At 35.7% G+C, this 17,941-nt stretch carries 16 protein-coding genes, 1 pseudogene and 2 riboswitches; of the genes and pseudogenes, 11 read left to right on the forward strand and 6 right to left on the reverse strand.

Annotation, left to right across the window (positions count from 1 at the left end; translation table 11 throughout):
• Window positions 1–96: 96 nt before the first annotated feature.
• The 5 genes and pseudogenes from C8C76_RS09200 to C8C76_RS15505 form a co-directional block, all read right to left on the reverse strand.
• On the reverse strand, window positions 97–1,110 hold the full coding sequence (locus tag C8C76_RS09200) for a Gfo/Idh/MocA family protein (protein ID WP_108140960.1): 1,014 nt from the start codon (window positions 1,108–1,110) through the stop codon (window positions 97–99).
• Between the two features lie 124 nt (window positions 1,111–1,234).
• On the reverse strand, window positions 1,235–2,704 hold the full coding sequence (locus C8C76_RS09205) for an MFS transporter (protein ID WP_108140962.1): 1,470 nt from the start codon (window positions 2,702–2,704) through the stop codon (window positions 1,235–1,237).
• Window positions 2,705–2,740: 36 nt separating this feature from the next.
• Window positions 2,741–3,607 (reverse strand): sugar phosphate isomerase/epimerase family protein, encoded by an 867-nt coding sequence (locus tag C8C76_RS09210; RefSeq protein ID WP_108140964.1) that lies wholly within the window; start codon window positions 3,605–3,607, stop codon window positions 2,741–2,743.
• Window positions 3,608–3,647: 40 nt separating this feature from the next.
• Entirely contained in the window at window positions 3,648–4,799 is a 1,152-nt protein-coding gene (locus C8C76_RS15500; RefSeq protein WP_133530176.1) for a Gfo/Idh/MocA family protein, read from the reverse strand.
• Between the two features lie 153 nt (window positions 4,800–4,952).
• A pseudogene (locus C8C76_RS15505) lies at window positions 4,953–5,729 on the reverse strand (sugar phosphate isomerase/epimerase family protein); the annotation flags it as partial.
• A 189-nt stretch (window positions 5,730–5,918) separates the two neighbouring features.
• Here C8C76_RS15505 and C8C76_RS09220 point away from each other — a divergent pair.
• The 4 genes from C8C76_RS09220 (at window position 5,919) to C8C76_RS09235 (ending at window position 10,873) form a co-directional block, all read left to right on the forward strand.
• A complete protein-coding gene (locus tag C8C76_RS09220) occupies window positions 5,919–6,800 on the forward strand; it encodes an AraC family transcriptional regulator (RefSeq protein ID WP_133530174.1) in 882 nt (293 codons plus the stop codon).
• Between the two features lie 127 nt (window positions 6,801–6,927).
• Entirely contained in the window at window positions 6,928–9,126 is a 2,199-nt protein-coding gene (locus C8C76_RS09225) for an HD domain-containing phosphohydrolase (RefSeq protein WP_108140970.1), read from the forward strand.
• An 81-nt stretch (window positions 9,127–9,207) separates the two neighbouring features.
• Entirely contained in the window at window positions 9,208–9,669 is a 462-nt protein-coding gene (locus C8C76_RS09230; RefSeq protein WP_108140972.1) for a universal stress protein, read from the forward strand.
• Between the two features lie 250 nt (window positions 9,670–9,919).
• Window positions 9,920–10,873 carry an HD-GYP domain-containing protein gene (locus C8C76_RS09235; protein ID WP_108140974.1) on the forward strand — a complete coding sequence of 318 codons (954 nt, stop codon included), beginning with the start codon at window positions 9,920–9,922 and terminating at the stop codon, window positions 10,871–10,873.
• 59 nt (window positions 10,874–10,932) lie between these two features.
• Here C8C76_RS09235 and C8C76_RS09240 read toward each other — a convergent pair whose 3' ends face one another.
• On the reverse strand, window positions 10,933–11,178 hold the full coding sequence (locus tag C8C76_RS09240) for a hypothetical protein (protein ID WP_108140976.1): 246 nt from the start codon (window positions 11,176–11,178) through the stop codon (window positions 10,933–10,935).
• Window positions 11,179–11,190: 12 nt separating this feature from the next.
• Window positions 11,191–11,267: riboswitch (cyclic di-GMP riboswitch) on the reverse strand.
• A 51-nt stretch (window positions 11,268–11,318) separates the two neighbouring features.
• Window positions 11,319–11,414: riboswitch (cyclic di-GMP riboswitch) on the reverse strand.
• 189 nt (window positions 11,415–11,603) lie between these two features.
• Here C8C76_RS09240 and C8C76_RS09245 point away from each other — a divergent pair.
• From C8C76_RS09245 to C8C76_RS09275, 7 genes are all read left to right on the forward strand, one after another.
• Complete coding sequence (locus C8C76_RS09245) at window positions 11,604–12,605, forward strand: cation diffusion facilitator family transporter (RefSeq protein WP_108140978.1); 1,002 nt, start codon at window positions 11,604–11,606, stop codon at window positions 12,603–12,605.
• Window positions 12,606–12,688: 83 nt separating this feature from the next.
• Window positions 12,689–13,672 (forward strand): Gfo/Idh/MocA family protein, encoded by a 984-nt coding sequence (locus C8C76_RS09250; RefSeq protein ID WP_108140980.1) that lies wholly within the window; start codon window positions 12,689–12,691, stop codon window positions 13,670–13,672.
• A gap of 202 nt (window positions 13,673–13,874) precedes the next feature.
• A complete protein-coding gene (locus C8C76_RS09255) occupies window positions 13,875–14,513 on the forward strand; it encodes a TetR/AcrR family transcriptional regulator (protein WP_108140982.1) in 639 nt (212 codons plus the stop codon).
• Window positions 14,500–15,189: an ABC transporter ATP-binding protein gene (locus C8C76_RS09260; protein ID WP_108140984.1), complete on the forward strand. Its 690-nt coding sequence runs from the start codon at window positions 14,500–14,502 to the stop codon at window positions 15,187–15,189. The genes C8C76_RS09255 and C8C76_RS09260 overlap by 14 nt, the downstream gene beginning before the upstream one ends.
• Before the next feature lie 2 nt (window positions 15,190–15,191).
• Complete coding sequence (locus tag C8C76_RS09265) at window positions 15,192–16,427, forward strand: ABC transporter permease (RefSeq protein WP_108140986.1); 1,236 nt, start codon at window positions 15,192–15,194, stop codon at window positions 16,425–16,427.
• A gap of 12 nt (window positions 16,428–16,439) precedes the next feature.
• Entirely contained in the window at window positions 16,440–17,690 is a 1,251-nt protein-coding gene (locus tag C8C76_RS09270; protein WP_108140987.1) for an ABC transporter permease, read from the forward strand.
• The gene (locus C8C76_RS09275; RefSeq protein ID WP_108140989.1) at window positions 17,691–17,909 is read left to right on the forward strand and encodes a hypothetical protein; all 219 of its coding nucleotides are present in this window, start codon (window positions 17,691–17,693) and stop codon (window positions 17,907–17,909) included.
• The last annotated feature ends 32 nt before the right edge of the window (window positions 17,910–17,941 follow it).

The following is a 17,941-nucleotide window of genomic DNA, read 5'->3' on the forward strand; positions in this document are numbered from 1 at the left end:
TAATGGATATAAAAATCTCCTCAAAAAGCTTATTGATTAATATAAAGCTTTATGAGGAGTTTTTCTTTATTAAATATATTGTTTTTGTAATTAAAACTACTGGTTTAGATAATATTTTTTTCTTTTTTTAGAAGAATTATTAATTTTATTAATGAGCTCTAAAGTCTTGATTCCTTCTTCAGCTTTGATTAGATTTTTATTATTATTATTTATTATAGCTTGATAAAAGGACTCTATCAGTTTTTGGTGGCCGTAACCCCAGTAAGCTTTGTATTTACTTTCTTTTTCTTCACTAAACTGTTTTATTTCATTTTCTTTTTGAACAAAGAGCTGGTCTCCAAATAAGCGTAAACTCCCTTTTTCAAAATCAACAACTATTTCTACCGGACTGTTGGCAGAAAAACCATTAGTAGCATAAAAGATTCCAACAGCATTATTTTTAAAATATAAGGTTGCATCAGCTGTATCTTCAACTTCTATAATATCTTCTAAAACTCTAGTGTCTATATTTCCTTTGACTGCTTCAATCTCTCCTCCAAACCACTGTATTAAATCCAGCGTATGTATAGCCTGATTAATTAGAACTCCTCCCCCTTCAGTTTTATAATAGCCTTTCCAGTCATCTTTGAGGTAATAGTTCTGATCTCGGTGCCAGGTAACAATACCTTTTATTCCTTTTAGCTCACCGAGTTCACTGGAGTCAATAATTTCTCTGGCACGCTGAATATTTTCATTAAATCTATTTTGAAAGCAGACTCCTAATTTAGCACTGCTATTTTGATCAGCTTTAATAACTTTTTGTGCTTCTTTATAATTTAAAGCCAGCGGTTTTTCTACGAGAACATTAATTTCGCTGTTTAAAAAATCGATTGCCATTGAGCTGTGCAGAAAATGTGGGGTACAGATATGGACGGAATCCAAATTTTTATCCAGTAGGTCTTTATAGTCAGTTAAATATTTACAATTATATTTTTCAGCAGATTTTTTAGCTCTATTTTCTTTTATATCAACTACATATTCCAGCTCAGTATTATCCGAATTTTTGATTATATCTGCATGAACCTGATGAATATTTCCACAGCCGATAATTGCAGTTTTCAATTTTTTCATTTATATTTCACCTTCTAATTTTTTTAGTCTAAACTTTTAAACCACAGCCCGAATATTAACTTGTTGAGTTCTGAATTTCAGGCTGTGGTTTTTAGTGTTTTAAGTTTTAGATCAGAATTAAAGTTTAAGCACTCTGACGGCTTTTTTCTATTGCTTCTTGAATTTCAACCATTCTCTTATCATCGAGTTCATAGAATTTCATGGCAATTAGCGAAGCAATCCAGGCAGCCAGCAGAGTTCCCACAAATAAGAACATCGTTACCATAAAGATATCATCTGAGTAAGGAGTATTTATATCCGGGAAAACCTCTGTAAAACCAATTGCTGCCACAGCTAAGCCGACAACAGACTGGGCTAAAGAAGAGATCAGCTTATCTACAAAGGAGAAAAGGGTTCCGATTACTCCAGGAGCATAACGATCATTTTTATAAGTCTCATAGTCTGTTACATCCGGAATCATTGGAATAACCAGTCCTCCAGAGACTGTTCGCACACCATAGCCGATAATGTAGAGAGCTAAAAAGCTGATTGTCATTAGATTAAAGTTTGATAAGCTTATCTGACTTGCATCTCCGAGCCAGAGCAAAAAGAACATGCCGCTAAAGAGAATAATACAGAGCCAGGTCGCCACTACATAAGCTTTTTTAGTACCAGATTTACGAGCCAATTTGGTACCAAAATAAACAATTATTAAACTTGGGATTAAAGTTAACATTGCCATTTTACCATACATTCCATAGTCACCAATAATGATTCCAAAAAGCATAACCATAACAATGGAATTGCCAGAAATACTCTGCCCCAGTTTATCCGTAGAAGCTGCCACAACAAGCATCTGCAGAGGACGGTTTCCTTTTAAAATACCAAACATTTCTTTAAAACCAATTTTTTTGTTCTGGCCACCTGAACCAAAAAACTCTGTTCTGTCATGGGACCAAATTCCGGCAACTGCCAGTGCAGTTAAAATTCCAGAAAAAATAATAATAGTTATTCCAAATTCATAAAATAAAGTTTCGGTAAAGCCACCGTGTTTGGGGACCAGATAGTTTGATACATAAACTGCGGCTCCAGAAAATAGAAGTGAGGTATAACTAATATCAAATAATGAGAATAGCGGTCTCTGATCTGGATCATTGGTCAGGGCTGACTGGCCTGATTTTGTACAGGCAGTTTGAAATGTATAACCAATTATATAAATTACATATAATAAAGCCCAGTAGATTAAACTAAAGGCTTCTGGAACTAAATGAGTGGTAAAAAACATAGTTAAGACAGAAATAGACATAATAGAGTAGCCAACAATCATAAAAAGTCTAAACTTGCCAAATTTACCATCTGTTTTATCTATTAAGAGACCAATTATTGGGTCAGTAATTCCATCAAAAAAGCGGCTGCCCGCAATTACATTAGAAACCAGAACTGTTCCCAGACCTACAATTCCAGAGGCATAGTAGGCAACATACATCATTAAGAATAAAAATACATTAGTAGCACTATTATTGGCTGCAAAGGCAGCTATCTCCCAGGTTTTAGCTTTTGTATACTCAAATTTCCCTTCCGGCTCAACTGCTGTTTCTAATCTTCCAGTGTTCATTTATTTTCCCCCTGTTTTTATTTTTTTAAAAATGTTCTAGTTTTTAAACCAGCCACCATAGCCTAATTCTTTTAGATTATCTCTAGAAGTTTCAAGACAGGCAAAAGGATCTCTGCCATACTGGTCATCCTGCTCAATCAAGAAATATTTTGAACCACTTTCCAGTCCAGCTTCAATGATTGCTTTCATATCAAGATTACCTTCTCCAACTTCTGCAAACTGCACAACAGCTTTAAAGTCCTGCATAAACTGCTCCATATCTCCAGTTTCTAAACTGCTCTTATCAAGCTCTCCAATCCGGTAATCTTTTAGATGAAGAAGTGTAACTCTTCCATCATATTTTTTAATAAAATCTACAGGGTCTTCACCACCACGCTGTATCCAGTGGACATCAAGCTCAAAACCGATGTGAGAAGTATTATCCTTGATAATATCTAATAAGTATTCACCCTCAAATTTTTGAAACTCAACATGATGATTATGATAATATAGTTTGATATCATGCTCAGCTAATTTTTCAGCTACAGCATCAGCTTTTTCTACAAATTCAAGGGCTTTTTCTTTACTACCCATCAAGCTTAAGGGGAGCATACCCATTCTCAAGAAATTACAGTTTAATTTTTTGCAGTCAGCTACAATTTTATCGAAATCATCTTTTAAAGTTTCACCTTCCATTCCCGGCATCATGGGCTCTAGATTAGCAGATAAAGCTGCCACTTCTAAATCAAAGTCAGCTAGAGATCTTTTGAGCTCAGCCACATTTTCTTCTGTCATTGGAATTTGAGAAACTTCAACACAACTGTAGCCTAGCTCAGCTATTTTCTGCATCGTTTTATAAATACCAATCTCTTCAACTTTTTCTTTGAGCATCATCATTTGGACACCAATTTTTCCCTTACTCATTAAAAATCCTCCTCTATAATTTCAATTCAAAATTACTATATTAATTATTTGTTTTTTCTGCTTCGATTTTTTTATTTAATTCTTCTAAGAATAATTCTTCGTCAATTGGAAGTTCTACCTCTTTGTCAAGCCAGCTGGAGAGATGAATAGAGTTTGCCACTGTAACCCCGTTAATTCCTTCAGCACCTGGGGCCAACAATTCTTCTCCATCCAGAATATTTGCAGCAAAGTTGCGCATAACATTAGGATGCTGTTCCTGCCAGTTGCTTTCGAATTCAATTACTTCCTCTGTATACATTTCGTCGGTATCTCCACCCTGAACCAGATTATATACCTCCATCATTGTCATATTATCGCTCATTTCCTGTTCTGATTTAACAAGGCGTTTAATAGTAACTTTTTTGCTGTTATCTACGATGATTTTTCCTTTGTCACCAAAGAGCTCAAAGCGATCGGTACCAATTGGATCATGGGTGCAGGTAATAAAACTGCCTGTTGCTCCATCACCATAGTCAAATAAAGCGGTTACTTCATCTTCAACTGCAATATCTCTTTGATAACCATATTTAACATTAGAATATACTTTTTTAGGCATTCCGCAGATCCACTGCATTAAATCAATCTGATGAGGTGCCTGATTAACTAAAACACCGCCACCTTCTTCGCCCCAGGTTGCTCTCCAGGCACTCTGATCATAATAGCTCTGTGGTCTCCACCAGCTTGTGATAATCCAGTTGGCTCGACGAAGGTCACCAATTTCTCCATTGTCTACAATTTCTTTAACTTTCTGATAAAGCGGATTTGTGCGCTGATTAAACATGATTGCAAAAGTTAAATCAGGTTTTGAAGCAGCAAATTCATTTAATTCTTTAACCTGTTTGCTGTAAACACCAGCCGGCTTTTCTAATAGAGCATGAATATCTCGCTTTAAAGCCTCAATTCCCATCTCTGGATGCAGATAGTGGGGAACTGTAGTTACAACTGCATCAACTTCTCCGCTTTCCAGCATTTCTAGATAATCTTCATAAAAAGGCAGCTCAGGATATTTTTCTGCAGCCTCTTCTTTTTTAGCAGGATCAATATCACAGAGAGCAGCAAGCTCCATTTGTTCTATTTTTCCTTCATTTAAAAATTCTGCGTAATAGGAACCCTGAGTTCCAAAACCAATAATACCTAATCTTACTTTTTCCATAGTATCTCTCCTCTTAATTTTTTTATTTACTTCTGCTTTAATTTCAGTCATCAGCTGCATAAATCTTTTTCCATACTCTAGATAAGTATTATATTTTGCTTTTTCTTCTCCACTTTCAGCCTGATCATGATAGACAGCTCCCATGTGAGGCTCAATAGAAAAACCGCCGTCATAGCCATTTTCTAAGAGATCTTTAATTATTTTTTTAACCTGGCCATCACCCTGACCGGCAAATTTGTAATCCATCTCCGGGAAAATTTCTCCTGTGTCTTCTTTAAATACACAATCTTTAATATGTACATAAGCAATTCTATCTTTGAGCTGCTGATAGGCCTGCCAGCTGGTCTGCTTTTGGTAGGGCTCAGACCCCATTTTATTATCTGCCATTACCGGGTTGCCTGTATCAAAGACTATTTTAAAGTTTGGAGAATCAATTTCGTTTAAGAGATAATCCATATGTTGATAAGACTGAGAAAAGTAATTCATACAGTTTTCATGGACATAGGTAATACCTGCATCTTCACACATTGCAGTTAGTATTTTGAGTTCAGAAATTATCTTTTTTTCTAATTCTGGATTTCTGGGAGCTAAATCCCGGGGAATACCAAAACTCATACCTCTGATCATTTTTGTTCCCAGTTTCTTCATTCGGGGAATAGCTCTTTTTAATTCCTCTCTACTCTCAGTAAAAGACTTCTCATCACGAGGATCCTTTCCCCAGTTGGCAACTGCACTGCCAAAACAGTTAATTTTAATTCCGGCAGCTTCTAATTTTTGATAAACATCTTCAAATTTTTCTTCACTGATTTCAGTAATATTAGTACCATCAATATTTCTTGACTCGATATATTGCCAGCCTAATTCTTTAGTAACCTGAATTTGTTTTTCTATTGAATCAGCTGCTTCATCAGCGAATCCTGAAAAATACAATAAAATCCCTCCTCATTTAAATTACCTGATGATGCTAATAATTTTTCATCAGTTCAATTAAAATTTCAATTATTCAATATTGTAAGACTATTATAAAATATTATATAGTATATATCTTTAGCTATATTGCTTTAAATATTTCAAATCTTGTTATATAATTGTTTTAAAAGTGGAAAAGGAGAAATTAAATTGAAAAATATTATTAGAAGTTTTCCAGCTGAGATTACTAATCTGGGCATATCAAGTCAGGATTTTAATATTAATTATGCACGGACTATACCAGGTGAAAGGGCAGAATATTACGAACTGCAGATTCATGATTTATATGAGATTTATTATTTTATTGAAGGTGATGTTAGCTATCATATTGAAGGACATGTTTATCAGGTTAAGCCTGGAGATACCTTATTAATAAATAATAAGGAAATGCACAAACCAGTATTTAACTCTCAAAAAGAATATGAGAGAATAACAGCTCATTTTGCTCCCTGGTATTTTTCGAAATATAATAGAGATGATTTTAATATTTTAAAATGTTTTGAAAATCGTAAATCCGGTTATTTCAATTTGATTCCCGCTCAAAGAGCAGAGAAATATAATATCGATAGTTATTATGAGCAGATTAAAAGCTATTTAGCAAAAGAGGAGAAGGGTAAGGGAATTATGCTGGAAAGCCTTTTTGTTCAACTTCTGTACCTTTTAAACAAAGCTTTTGTTAAAGATGATAAATTAAATGAAGGCTCAATCGAATATAATGAAAAAATAACTAAAGTAATAGAATATATTAATAAGAATTTGGAGAAAAAATTCAGTCTTGACGACATTGCCAGGGAATTTTACTTAGATAAATATTATCTATCCCACCTGTTTAAAGAAAACACAGGCTTTTCAATTATTCAGTATATTAATTATAAAAAAATAATGAAGGCGAAAGAACTTCTGGCCCGGGATTACAGCTGCAGTATGGTTGCCGAAAAATTAAAATTTGGAAACTACTCTCATTTTTACAAACAGTTCAGCAAAGAAGTTGGGCTTTCTCCTTCAAAATATCAAAAGAAAAGTTTGCTTTAACTTTCTAAGCAGATCTTTCTCTGTTAATCTAATTCAAAAGAGGATATTATCTCTAAGTCTAGAATTATAGAAAAAGTACTGCAGTTTATTTGATCTTAATTGTTCTAAATTGCTGGGGGTATAAATAATGAAAAATTTTTTTAAAGAAGAAAATAAGATTATAATAATTTATGTAATTATCGGTTTTGCCTGGATATATTTTTCAGACCGACTTTTACTTGTTTTAACAGGTGATTTGGAGCAGTTTAATATCCTTCAGTCTTTTAAAGGTGCCTTTTATGTTCTGGCAACTGCAGTTTTGCTTTATTTACTAATTAAACGCTATGCTGATAATTTAAAAGAACAAAAAAGCGAGGTTAATTCTTTAAATGAGGAGCTAACTGCATATAATGAAGAGCTGCTAGCAATGAATGAGGAACTGGACCAGTCTTTAGATGAGTTGAACGAATTAAACGAAAAGTTTATTTCAATGATTAATCTGGTTTCAGATCTGGATAAGCAGAACAACTTAGATCAGGTTGAATTTCTGTCACATTTATTAAAACAGGCAGTTCAAATTGTGCCGGAAGCTGATTATGGTAAGGTATATCTGATAGAAGATGGAGTCTGCAGATTTGTTGATGCTGTGGGTCATGACATTGAAATTTTAAAGAATCTAAAAATCGATCAGAAAAGTTTATTTCATTATGATGAAAAAGGTATTTTTACTTCTGAGCAGTATTCAATAAATTTAGATAAAATCCCGCGAAAACATCAGGAGGAATTTGAAAAGGCTTTAAAAGAAATTAAAGATTCTCTGTTTATCAATATCAATGTTAATGAAAGTGTTGTCGGCAGAATTTCTCTGGATATAGCTGCCGAAAGCAGTGCCAAATTTAGAGATACCACCAAGAAAGTTCTTCAGTCTTTTGCAACTTTAGCTTCTTCCTTTTTTGCTTTTAAGCGATTTGATAAACTGCAGGGAGAATTCACCAAAGAATTAATTTCATCTATAATTCAGATTTTAGAAATTTATGATAGTTATACAAAAGGTCATTCGGAAAATGTAGCTAACCTGGCAGCGGGGGTTGCCGAAAAATTAGGGCTTTCCCGCAAAATGGTTGTCGATACTTACTGGGCAGGAATGGTCCATGATATCGGTAAACTTTTAGTTCCAGTCAGTGTTTTAAATAAAAAGGGAAGACTTACAGAAGAAGAGTATCAGCTGATTAAAAAACATCCGGTCTGGGGAAGCCAGGCTCTTGCAGATTCTGCTGTTTTAAAGCATATTTCAAAATATATTTTATATCATCATGAGCGCTGGGATGGCAGCGGTTATCCTGAGGGAGTAAAAGGAGACAGGATACCACTGGTCTCTCAAATTATTGCTGTTGCTGATGCCTGGGATGCAATGAGATCAGAAAGATCTTATAGAAAGCCCTTAACAAAAGAAGAGGCACTGGCAGAGATTGAAAATAACAGAGGCAGCCAGTTTTCACCTGAGGTTGCTGATAAATTTTTAGAACTTGTATCAAAAGATAATTTTTCTATCAAAAATTCTGCAATAGATTCTAGAAGCAGCAAATCTTCTCTCAGTTTTAACGAAGATTATTTTGAATATCTTTTTGAAGAAAGTGCAGAAGGAATTGTAGTCTTAGACAGTGAATTTAGAATAATAAAAAGCAATCAGTATTTTTTAGATATGTTTGATTATCAAAGGTATGAAGTTTTAGACAGACACATTAAAGATGTTGTGGTTCCTGGAGAAAAAAGTGATGAGACTGAAAAGTTTATGGAGCTTGTTAAAAGTGGGGAAAGAGTTAATGCCAGGTCATTTAGAGAAGACAGTAGTGGCGAAAAAGTAGAAGTTTCTATCCAGGGTTTTCCCATTTCACTGGCCCGAGGGAAAACAGGGTATTATATAATTTATCAGGATATAAGCGAATTTAGAGATTTAGAAAGAAAATACTTTAATTCACAGCAGAAATACAGAGCCTTATTTGAAAACGAAGATATTATTATTCTAATTATTGACCCCGAAACAGGTCAAGTAGTTGATGCTAATCCAGCAGCTGAAAACTTTTATGGCTGGAGCAGGACTGAATTGAAGTCAAAAAAGATATCAGAGATCAACTGTTTAAGTCCAGCTGAAATAAAGGCAGAAATGGAAAATGCTAAAGCAAATAATAAAAATAGATTTTTATTTAAACATCAATTAGCCTCAGGTGAGATTAAAGAGGTTGAAGTTTACAGTCAGCCGATCAATTTTTCAGAAAAGGAATATCTATATTCGATAGTTCATGAGTATAATAAAAAGGCAGCAAGAAAAGCAGAATTAGTTAACTAAGTTACATTTATTATAATTTATTCAGCTAACAAGGACTTTTTTAGTAGATAGAGAATTATATAATTACAGGAGGTCGATATTATGAGAAAAATTCTGGTGGCTGTTGATGGTTCTAAAAGTGCTCAAAAGGCTGCAAAGAAAGCTGCAGAGCTTGCTGAAGATTTAAAGGCCGAAGTAACCCTGATTCATGTTTACGCGGAATCTGCTCAGATTCCAGTTAACCAGTTTAACGAAGTGGCCTCTTATCTATCTGCAGAAACAATGGAAGAGATTATGTCTCAGCAGGAAGATACAATAAAAGAAAAGAGGCAGAAGATACTTGATGAAGATGCTGAGTTTTTTGAAGATAGGGGTATTAAACCTGAAAAAGTACTGCTTCATGGTGATCCTGCAGATGAAGTTTGTGATTATGCAGAAAAAAATAATTTTGAGCTGATTATAGTTGCTGATAAAGGGCACGGCAAGGTAGAGCGCTTCCTGCTTGGCAGTATTAGTGACAAGATAGTTAGACATGCGAAGACTTCAGTGATGGTTGTAAAGTAAGAAAAAACATTTAATTGAATAACTGTTAAGAATTTATGACTCCTCTTTAATAATAATTTAATTAAAGGGGAGTTTTTAGATATTAAAAAAGTTTTGAGTAAGTGAGTAGAAAAACTAAATTTAAAAGATGTCGATTTATAAAGAATGATGTTTGATAATATTGGTGAAAAAGAATATAATTATATTAATAAAGTTATTAAATGCTATAAAGTCTAAAATTTAGCTTCAATATAAAAGGAGATATCAAAATATGGAAGAAATCGAAGGTAAAAAGAATAAATTTCCTTTAAACCCCAACAATATTATTATAAATAGAAAAGACGAATATCTTGATAAAGTGGAAAAAAGATCGACACAGCTCTTCTTGATTGCTAAAAATGACAACCTTGAGGTTATCAAACAGCATATTACAGCTGATAAGACTTTTCAGATAGCAGCTGGAGAAGAGAATAGTTTTGAACTTTTTTATATTTTAGAAGGAACTGTTGCTTCTGAGGATGAAAAAATTACTTTAGCAGCTGGAGATTCAATTACTGCCAAAAGTGGTGAAGAAGAAAAATATTTTAAGACTTTAACTGAAGTAACTTTGCTATATATTTCATCTACACCTATTTTTGCCAGTGAGCAGAAGAAAATTAATGAGCTTTTAGCACTGAATGAACAAATCGCTGATAAAGATACCGAAACCCATGACCACTGTGATCGCCTGCAGCGATTAAGCAGACTAACAGCAAAAGAACTTGACTTGAGTGAAGAAAAATTATTTAATTTAGGTTATGCTTCCTTTCTTCACGATATTGGTAAGGCAAAAGTACCGAAATCATTGTTGCAGAAACCTGGAAGATTAACAGAGTCAGAATGGGAGATTATGAAAAAGCATGCTAAATGGGGTAAGACAATTCTGCTTGAGCGTTTTAGTAATAAATATTTTGAACAGGTAGCTGAAATCATATATCAACACCATGAGCGTTATGATGGTCAGGGTTATCCTCAGGGTCTAAAAGGTGATGAGATTTTAATCGAAGCGCAGATCTTAACAGTTGTTGATGCTTATGATGCTATGGTTTATGAAAGGCCCTATCAGAGGGCTCTTACAAGAAAAGAGGCTCTGGCAGAAATTAAGAGAGAAAAGGGTAAACAGTTTGCGCCGCGAGCTGTAGAGGCTTTTTTAAAAGCAGAAAAGAAATTTGTTGGTCAGAGTTAAAAACAAAAAATCTACTGCTTACTTTTAAAAGTAAGCAGTAGAAGTAATAAATTAAAAATTTATTTTCCCGCAACAGCTATTGGGTTAGTTGGCTTGCCATTTTCTTTACCATTCTCGTTAACCGCAGGAAGGAAATGAATTTCTTTTACTCCATCATTGTTATCATCAACTAAAACCCTTACGCCAGCTTTATTGTTGGGAGCCTGTCCTTCACCTGTAGTTGTTTTTGTTTCAGCTATAGTCGCTGCTGAAAAAGAAACTAACATCACCATTACAATTGCTAAAACTACTGATTTTTTAAACATTTTTTTGCCTCCTTTTGTAACCCGGCTATCTCTTTTTGAGACCCGTGGCTTTGTGTCTCCATCTCCCGATGGATTTACCCCTACTGGAGGAACAGAATAAAAAGTTTTATTTTTTTGAGAAACAAAAATCCTGTTCCTGCTTCGGCAGCCAGGCAGCCATAATCAACAAAAAAGTGATCTTAGGCTCCAGAGCTTTGCGCCCTTTAGCTTTCGCTCAAAGGTTACCTTTTTCGTGACTGGAACACTGAAACTATATACTAAGAATAGCATAATTTTGAAAAAATATCAATATTCAGTTTTTTGAAAATCAAAAAATAATTTATGTAAGATATTTTTTTGATTAAATTATTATTAGACTCTTCTTTAAAATGAACAGATTTATTTTTAAAAACTGTTTAAATTTGTAGAGTTAAGGAGCGATAAAAATGACCAAATCAGGGTCAAATGATAATCAACAAAAAGATAGAGAACGGGAAATGGATGAAGACTGTGGGAAAAAGACAGCATACTATAATAGCCGCTGTATTGAACGAGTCAGAACTGATGTCTCTGATTCTAAACGGAGCAGATTATATATAAAAGCAATAATTTATGCAATTGGGGGTAATCTTTTATTAGCAGTCATTAAAGGCATAGTGGCCTGGCTCTCAGGCAGTAGTGCTGTCTTTTCTGATGCAGCAAACTCTTTATCAGATGCGCTCTACAGCATAATTATGGGAATCGGACTCTATGTATCCCAGCGTCCAGCCGATGAAACACATCCTCAGGGGCACAGTCAGTTTGAACCACTGGTCAGCCTCTTTATTGCAGCAGCTATGGCTTCTGCGGGAATTGCTGCAGTCTGGCAGAGCATTCAAAATTTTCTGGGGCAAACAGAGCCTACAGCTCTGGGATGGACATCTTTGGTGATGGTGATAGCTATTGTTGTAAAATATATAATGTATTATCTTGTTTCCGGGATTGGAGAGAAAGTATATAGCCCGGCTATTCAAGCCAGTGCTCGGGATAATCTGGTTGATATTATAAGTACAACTCTTGCTCTGATAGGTGTCCTGGGATCCCACTTTATCCATCCATATTTAGATCCCATTGCTGGTCTTATTGTAGCTCTTTGGATTTTCAAAGCCACCTGGGAAATCACCTGGGAAAATGTAGGATATCTTATCGGTAGAGGAGCTGATCTAGAATTAACTGAAAAAATAGCCGAAGCTGCCTTTTCAGTAACTGAAGTTGCAGATGTGCATCGGATTGTAGCTGAATATGTAGGTCCTCAATTAAGGGTCGATATGCATATAAATGTCGATGGCGATATTCCTTTGAGCAAAGCCCATCAAATTGGAGAAGATGTGAGGCAGGCTGTTGAAGGACTGGAAGAGGTCGATTTAGTTTATGTTCATATTGAGCCGATCGGACATGAAGGTAAATAGTGAAAACTTTATCTATCAATAAATTTGTATCTGATGATAGTATTTATATAGATTTTTTAATTATTAGAGGGAGGTAATTATAAATGGAAAAAGTAAAATGGGGAATTATTGGCTGTGGTGATGTAACAGAAAAGAAGAGTGGACCAGCACTGCAGAAAATAAAGAATTCAGACTTAGTTGCTGTAATGAGAAGGACGGGTGAACTGGCAGAGGATTATGCTGAAAGGCATAATGTCCCCCGCTGGTATGATAAAGCAGAAGATTTAATTAATGATCCAGAGGTTAATGCTGTTTATGTGGCCACCCCGCCTTCCACCCATAAGAAATATACTATTATGGCAGCTGAGGCAGGACTGCCGGTTTATGTAGAAAAACCAATGGCCAGAAACTACAAAGAAGCAGCAGAAATGATCAGAGTCTGTGAAGAAAATGATGTGCAGCTGCATGCAGCATATTACCGCCGGGCGATGCCCAGATTTTTAAAAATCAAAGAGCTGCTTGATTCAGGAGCAGTTGGGGAAATTAGAACAGTAAATATCAGGCTGGCCCAGCCAGTAGCAGCAGAAGAAAAAGATGAAAGCAGTCTTCCCTGGAGAGTATTACCTGAAATTGCAGGAGGAGGCAAGTTTTTAGATCTGGCAGCACATACCCTTGATCTATTTGATTATTATTTTGGCCCAATCGATGCAGCGGCTGGTTTTGCTTCCAATCAGGCTGGTTATTATCCTGCAGAAGATAATGTTGTAATGACCTTTAGATTTGAAAATGGGATTCAGGGAATTGGAAGCTGGACTTTCAATGGTTTTCATGATCTGGACCAGAATGAGATAATCGGCAGTAAAGGCAGACTTTTATTTTCTTCATTTAGTGAAGAAGCTATAATTTTAGAAAATGAAGACGGACGCCAGGAAATAGAATTTCCTTATCCGGAACATGTTCAGCAGCCGCTTTTAGAAAAAGTAGTTGCCAGTTTACTGGGTAAGGGAGAGTCGCCTTCTACTGGTGAAAGTGCAGCCAGAACAACACGGGTGATGGATCAAATTATTGCTGAGTATTATAGAAATTAAAAGTTAGTGTCCTGCAAAAACCATATAAAAATATAGAATAATTAACTTAGATGAGCAGCTGTTTCTGGCAGCTGCTCTTTTTTTTAAAAATAAAAGTTGACAAACTAAATTTAAAAGAATATAATGTGACTACAAAGTCATGTGACTTAAAAGTCATATAAAATCTGAAAATTAATTTTATTTTAAAAAAGAAGGTGAAGCAATGCCCAAACAAACTTTTTTCAACCTGAAAGAAGCAAAAAAAGAGCGGATTATTGAGGCTGCGGTTGACGAATTTGCTGCTCATCCCTATTTAAAGACAAGCATTAATCGGATTATTGAGCGGGCAGATATTTCAAAGGGTAGTTTTTATCAGTATTTTAGCAACAAAAAAGATCTTTATAAATATGTTATTGATCAGGCATCAGATGCCAAGATGAAATTTCTGGCTCAGAAGCTTCAGGATTACCAAAAGCTTGAGTTTTTTGAGCTTTTACGAGAACTCTTTATTGCTGGAATTGAATTCAAACGAGAGTACCCACTTTTTTCTCAAATAGGGGATTATCTTCTCGATGGAAGTAATGAAAGTCTAAAAGAAGAAATTTATGCTGACAGTCGGCCAAAAAGCAACCAGTTTTTTGAAGAGTTATTAGAAGAAGCAGTTATGAAAGAAGAAGTTGATCCAAATATTGATATAAAACTCACAGCTTTTATGTTAACTGATTTTTCAATCAGCATTGTAAGTTATTTTTTTGAAAATCATAATCCAGAAAATGTAGACCAGATTATGGATTATGCAGATAAAATGCTCTATATCATGAAAAATGGTATAGCAAAGGGGGATAAAAATGTCATTAATTAAATTAACAGGTTTAGAAAAAATTTATCAGCAGGGTAAGATTGAAGTTCCCGCTTTAAGAGGAATAGATATGGAGATTGAATCAGGAGAATTTACAACTATCTTTGGTCCTTCTGGTTCAGGTAAAACAACTCTTTTAAATATGATTGGCTGTCTTGATAAATCAACAGCCGGAGAAATTGTATTTGACGGACATTCAATCAATGATCTGAACAGTAAGGAGCTGGCTGAAGTCCGCCGCTATAATCTGGGCTTTGTTTTTCAGAGCTATAACTTAATCCCTGTTTTAACAGCTTTTGAAAATGTTGAGTTTGCAATTCGTTTAATTGACAAACACAGCAAAAAAGAAAGAAGAGATAAAGTAATGTCGCTGCTGGAAGAAGTGGGGCTGGGAGATATGGCTGACCGACGTCCAAATGAGCTTTCGGGGGGGCAAAAACAGCGGGTGGCAATTGCCAGAGCTCTAATCAAAGAGCCAAAACTGGTTCTGGCTGATGAGCCGACTGCTAACCTTGACTCTGAAACCAGCAAAGAGGTTTTAGAGCTAATGAAAGAAATGAATGAAGAGTTAAATACAACCTTTATCTTTTCCACCCATGACCCTCAGGTAATGGATTATGCCCGCCGTTTAATTGAAATTAAGGACGGAAAAATCAGCAAAGACCAGAGGAGGGATTAGTAATGTTTTTTCTTAAAATGGCGTTTAAAAATCTAACACGTCACAAAAGGAGAACTATCATTACTGCTCTGATAATTGCCTTTGCGATTTTAATTTATGTAATTACAGAAGGCTTAATGATTGGCATGACAGAAATGTCTTTTGATAATATTATAAATTTAGAAAGTGGTCACCTGCAGGTTGCAGATCAAAATTACTGGGAAGATAGAAAAGAGCTGCAGCTTAAAAATTTAATCACTCCGGCAGCAGAGATCGAGAATAAAATCAGTCAGACTGATGGTTTTGAGGCTTTAACCAGGCGCTTAAACTTTGCAGTTAATCTTAATAATGGCATCGACGAGCTTCCAGTTACCGGGGTTGGGATTAATCTGGAGACTGACAGTAGAGTCTTTGAGTTGGACCAGCATCTGGTAGAAGGTAGGATGCCGGAAGCGGGAAGTACCGAAATTATTATGGGAGCCAAGCTGGCAGAATTGATGGATTTTCAGCTCGGAGACTATGCGATAATGCTGATTAGAACTGAAGAAAAAACTTTTAATACAATTGATGGTGAGATTGTGGGTTTGTTTAACACTCCCCATCCCAGTTTAAATGAAAGCAATGTTTTTCTGCCGCTGTCAACAGTCCAGGAGAGGTTGAATGTGGAGGATAAAATAAGCCACTATGTAGTCCGTTTAAATGATCAGGACCTGGCTAGTAATGCAGCAGAAGAGCTAAGTTCTCGACTTAGTGCTCCCTATCAGGCTTACTCCTGGCGGGATGCAGCCCGGAGCCTGGTAACAATGCTTGAAATGCAGGATATAGAGACTCAGATTATTCTGGCTATAATTTTAACTCTGGCAGCAGTTGGAATCGTTAATACAGTAATTTTATCTGCTCTGGAGCGGATGGAAGAGCTGGGGATGATGAAGGCCTTAGGAATGCACGAGCGAGAAATTGTATATACATTTATGGGCGAAGCAGCCGGGATCGGTCTGATTGGTGGAGTAATGGGAGTTATTATGGGAATTATTGGTCTGGCGATTTTCAATATTAATGGTATTGATATGGCAACTATGACCGGTGGTGGCGATATGACCTATGGCTTTCCTTTAAGTGGAACAATTTATGCTGGCTGGGAGCTTGAATCATTTATTTTTGTCTTTGTCTATGGAGTTGTTGTTTCTGTGCTGGCAAGTGTTTTACCTGCTTTATGGGCCGCGCGCAAAGACCCGGTAAAAGCTATATATCACCGCTAAGGAGGTTGGGAAATGACATTTTTAATTAATATTGCTTTTAAAAATATGTTCAGAAATAAATTGAGAACTATAGTTTCAATCCTGGCTATTGCCTTTGCTGTGATGGTAATTGTCTTTACCAGGGGCTTGATCGATGGAATGATTGGTGACACTTATTCACTCTATATTCACTATGATACAGGCCATATTAAAATTATTGACGAAGAGTATGAGCAGAAGGAAAAACTGCTTTCTCTAAATTATACAGTCAAGGGACTGGAAAACAAGAGTTTAAGTGAAATGCAGGCTGATCTAAGTGAGATGGAAGGAATTGAGATGGTTATACCCAGGCTGAAGTTTGGAGCAGCAGTCAGTACGGAAGAAGAACTGGTGCAGATGCTGGCCTGGGGAGTAGATGGAGCTAAAGAACTGAAATTTACCAATCTGGAGAGAGAACTAAGCCAGGGACGGATGGTGGAGCCGGGCCAGCGAGAAGTTGTAATGGGTTCTGAACTTTTAAAAAAGATTAACCGCAGTGTAGGTGAAAAGGTAACAATGGTTTATACGACAGCCTTCAGCTCTTTTCAGGGAGCCACTTTTGAAATAGTCGGTGAGATTCAGAGTAATCTGCCGCTTTTAAATGAACAGGTTGTTTTTATGCCGATTGATACCGCTCAAAATCTTCTTTATTTAAATGATGAGGCGACTGAACTGCTGCTGGTGACTGAAGACCGCGAGCTAGCGGGAGAGTTTCTGCCGCAGGTGAGAAATTATCTAAGTCAGGGTGGTGGAAATAATTATCTGGCCCAGAGCTGGAAGGAAGGCAATACCTTTATTCAGCTGCTTGAAGTCAGTGAGACAATTTATAATTTCATCTATCTCTTTTTGGTTCTACTGTCATCAATTGTGGTAATTAATACTCTGGTGATGATTGTTAAAGAGAGAACTCAGGAGATAGGAATGATGAGTGCGCTGGGACTGAAAAGCAGAGAAATTCTACAGCTTTTTATTCTAGAAGGATCAGCTATGGCATTGATTGGTAGTTTTCTTGGTGCCCTTGGAGGTGGAGCTCTAAATTATTATCTGGCAGGAGTTGGTTTTGATTACAGTGCAGCTTTTGAGGATATTGATGTTTTGATGAATCCAGTTATCTATCCGACTTACAAAGTGGAGCATATGCTTTTTGCCTTTGCAATCGGAGTAGTTGTTACAACTTTAACTGCGATTATTCCGGCTAGAAGAGCTGCCAAACTGGAGCCAACAGAAGCTTTAAGAGAAATCTAAATGAAAGCAGAAAATAGAATTGTTTTTGAAAATATAAATTTGAGCAAGATTAAAGTAGAAAGGGGTCAAAATACAATGGCTGATTTAAAGAAATTAAGCAAAAATAATAAGATGATCATTGGTAGATTTAGTTTATTATTAATCGGAATACTTTTTCCTGAATTATTCATAGCAACCACGAAATATTTTTTTCTTTTATTTAACTCTAAAATTATCTGATTTAAAATTTTAAAAGAGATTTTTGAGTTAAA

The sequence above is a fragment of the Halanaerobium saccharolyticum genome, from assembly GCF_003053565.1.
Lineage (GTDB): Bacteria > Bacillota > Halanaerobiia > Halanaerobiales > Halanaerobiaceae > Halanaerobium > Halanaerobium saccharolyticum_B.

Bases quoted from the DNA above. Each gene is read 5' to 3' on its own strand.
- C8C76_RS09255 (WP_108140982.1), top strand. From the start codon at position 13,875: ATGCCCAAACAAACTTTTTTCAACCTGAAAGAAGCAAAAAAAGAGCGG.
- C8C76_RS09200 (WP_108140960.1), bottom strand. From the start codon at position 1,110: ATGAAAAAATTGAAAACTGCAATTATCGGCTGTGGAAATATTCATCAG.
- C8C76_RS09240 (WP_108140976.1), bottom strand. From the start codon at position 11,178: ATGTTTAAAAAATCAGTAGTTTTAGCAATTGTAATGGTGATGTTAGTT.
- C8C76_RS09265 (WP_108140986.1), top strand. From the start codon at position 15,192: ATGTTTTTTCTTAAAATGGCGTTTAAAAATCTAACACGTCACAAAAGG.
- C8C76_RS09250 (WP_108140980.1), top strand. From the start codon at position 12,689: ATGGAAAAAGTAAAATGGGGAATTATTGGCTGTGGTGATGTAACAGAA.
- C8C76_RS09225 (WP_108140970.1), top strand. From the start codon at position 6,928: ATGAAAAATTTTTTTAAAGAAGAAAATAAGATTATAATAATTTATGTA.
- C8C76_RS09270 (WP_108140987.1), top strand. From the start codon at position 16,440: ATGACATTTTTAATTAATATTGCTTTTAAAAATATGTTCAGAAATAAA.
- C8C76_RS09245 (WP_108140978.1), top strand. From the start codon at position 11,604: ATGACCAAATCAGGGTCAAATGATAATCAACAAAAAGATAGAGAACGG.
- C8C76_RS09210 (WP_108140964.1), bottom strand. From the start codon at position 3,607: ATGAGTAAGGGAAAAATTGGTGTCCAAATGATGATGCTCAAAGAAAAA.
- C8C76_RS09230 (WP_108140972.1), top strand. From the start codon at position 9,208: ATGAGAAAAATTCTGGTGGCTGTTGATGGTTCTAAAAGTGCTCAAAAG.
- C8C76_RS09275 (WP_108140989.1), top strand. From the start codon at position 17,691: ATGAAAGCAGAAAATAGAATTGTTTTTGAAAATATAAATTTGAGCAAG.
- C8C76_RS15500 (WP_133530176.1), bottom strand. From the start codon at position 4,799: ATGGAAAAAGTAAGATTAGGTATTATTGGTTTTGGAACTCAGGGTTCC.
- C8C76_RS09260 (WP_108140984.1), top strand. From the start codon at position 14,500: ATGTCATTAATTAAATTAACAGGTTTAGAAAAAATTTATCAGCAGGGT.
- C8C76_RS09205 (WP_108140962.1), bottom strand. From the start codon at position 2,704: ATGAACACTGGAAGATTAGAAACAGCAGTTGAGCCGGAAGGGAAATTT.
- C8C76_RS09235 (WP_108140974.1), top strand. From the start codon at position 9,920: ATGGAAGAAATCGAAGGTAAAAAGAATAAATTTCCTTTAAACCCCAAC.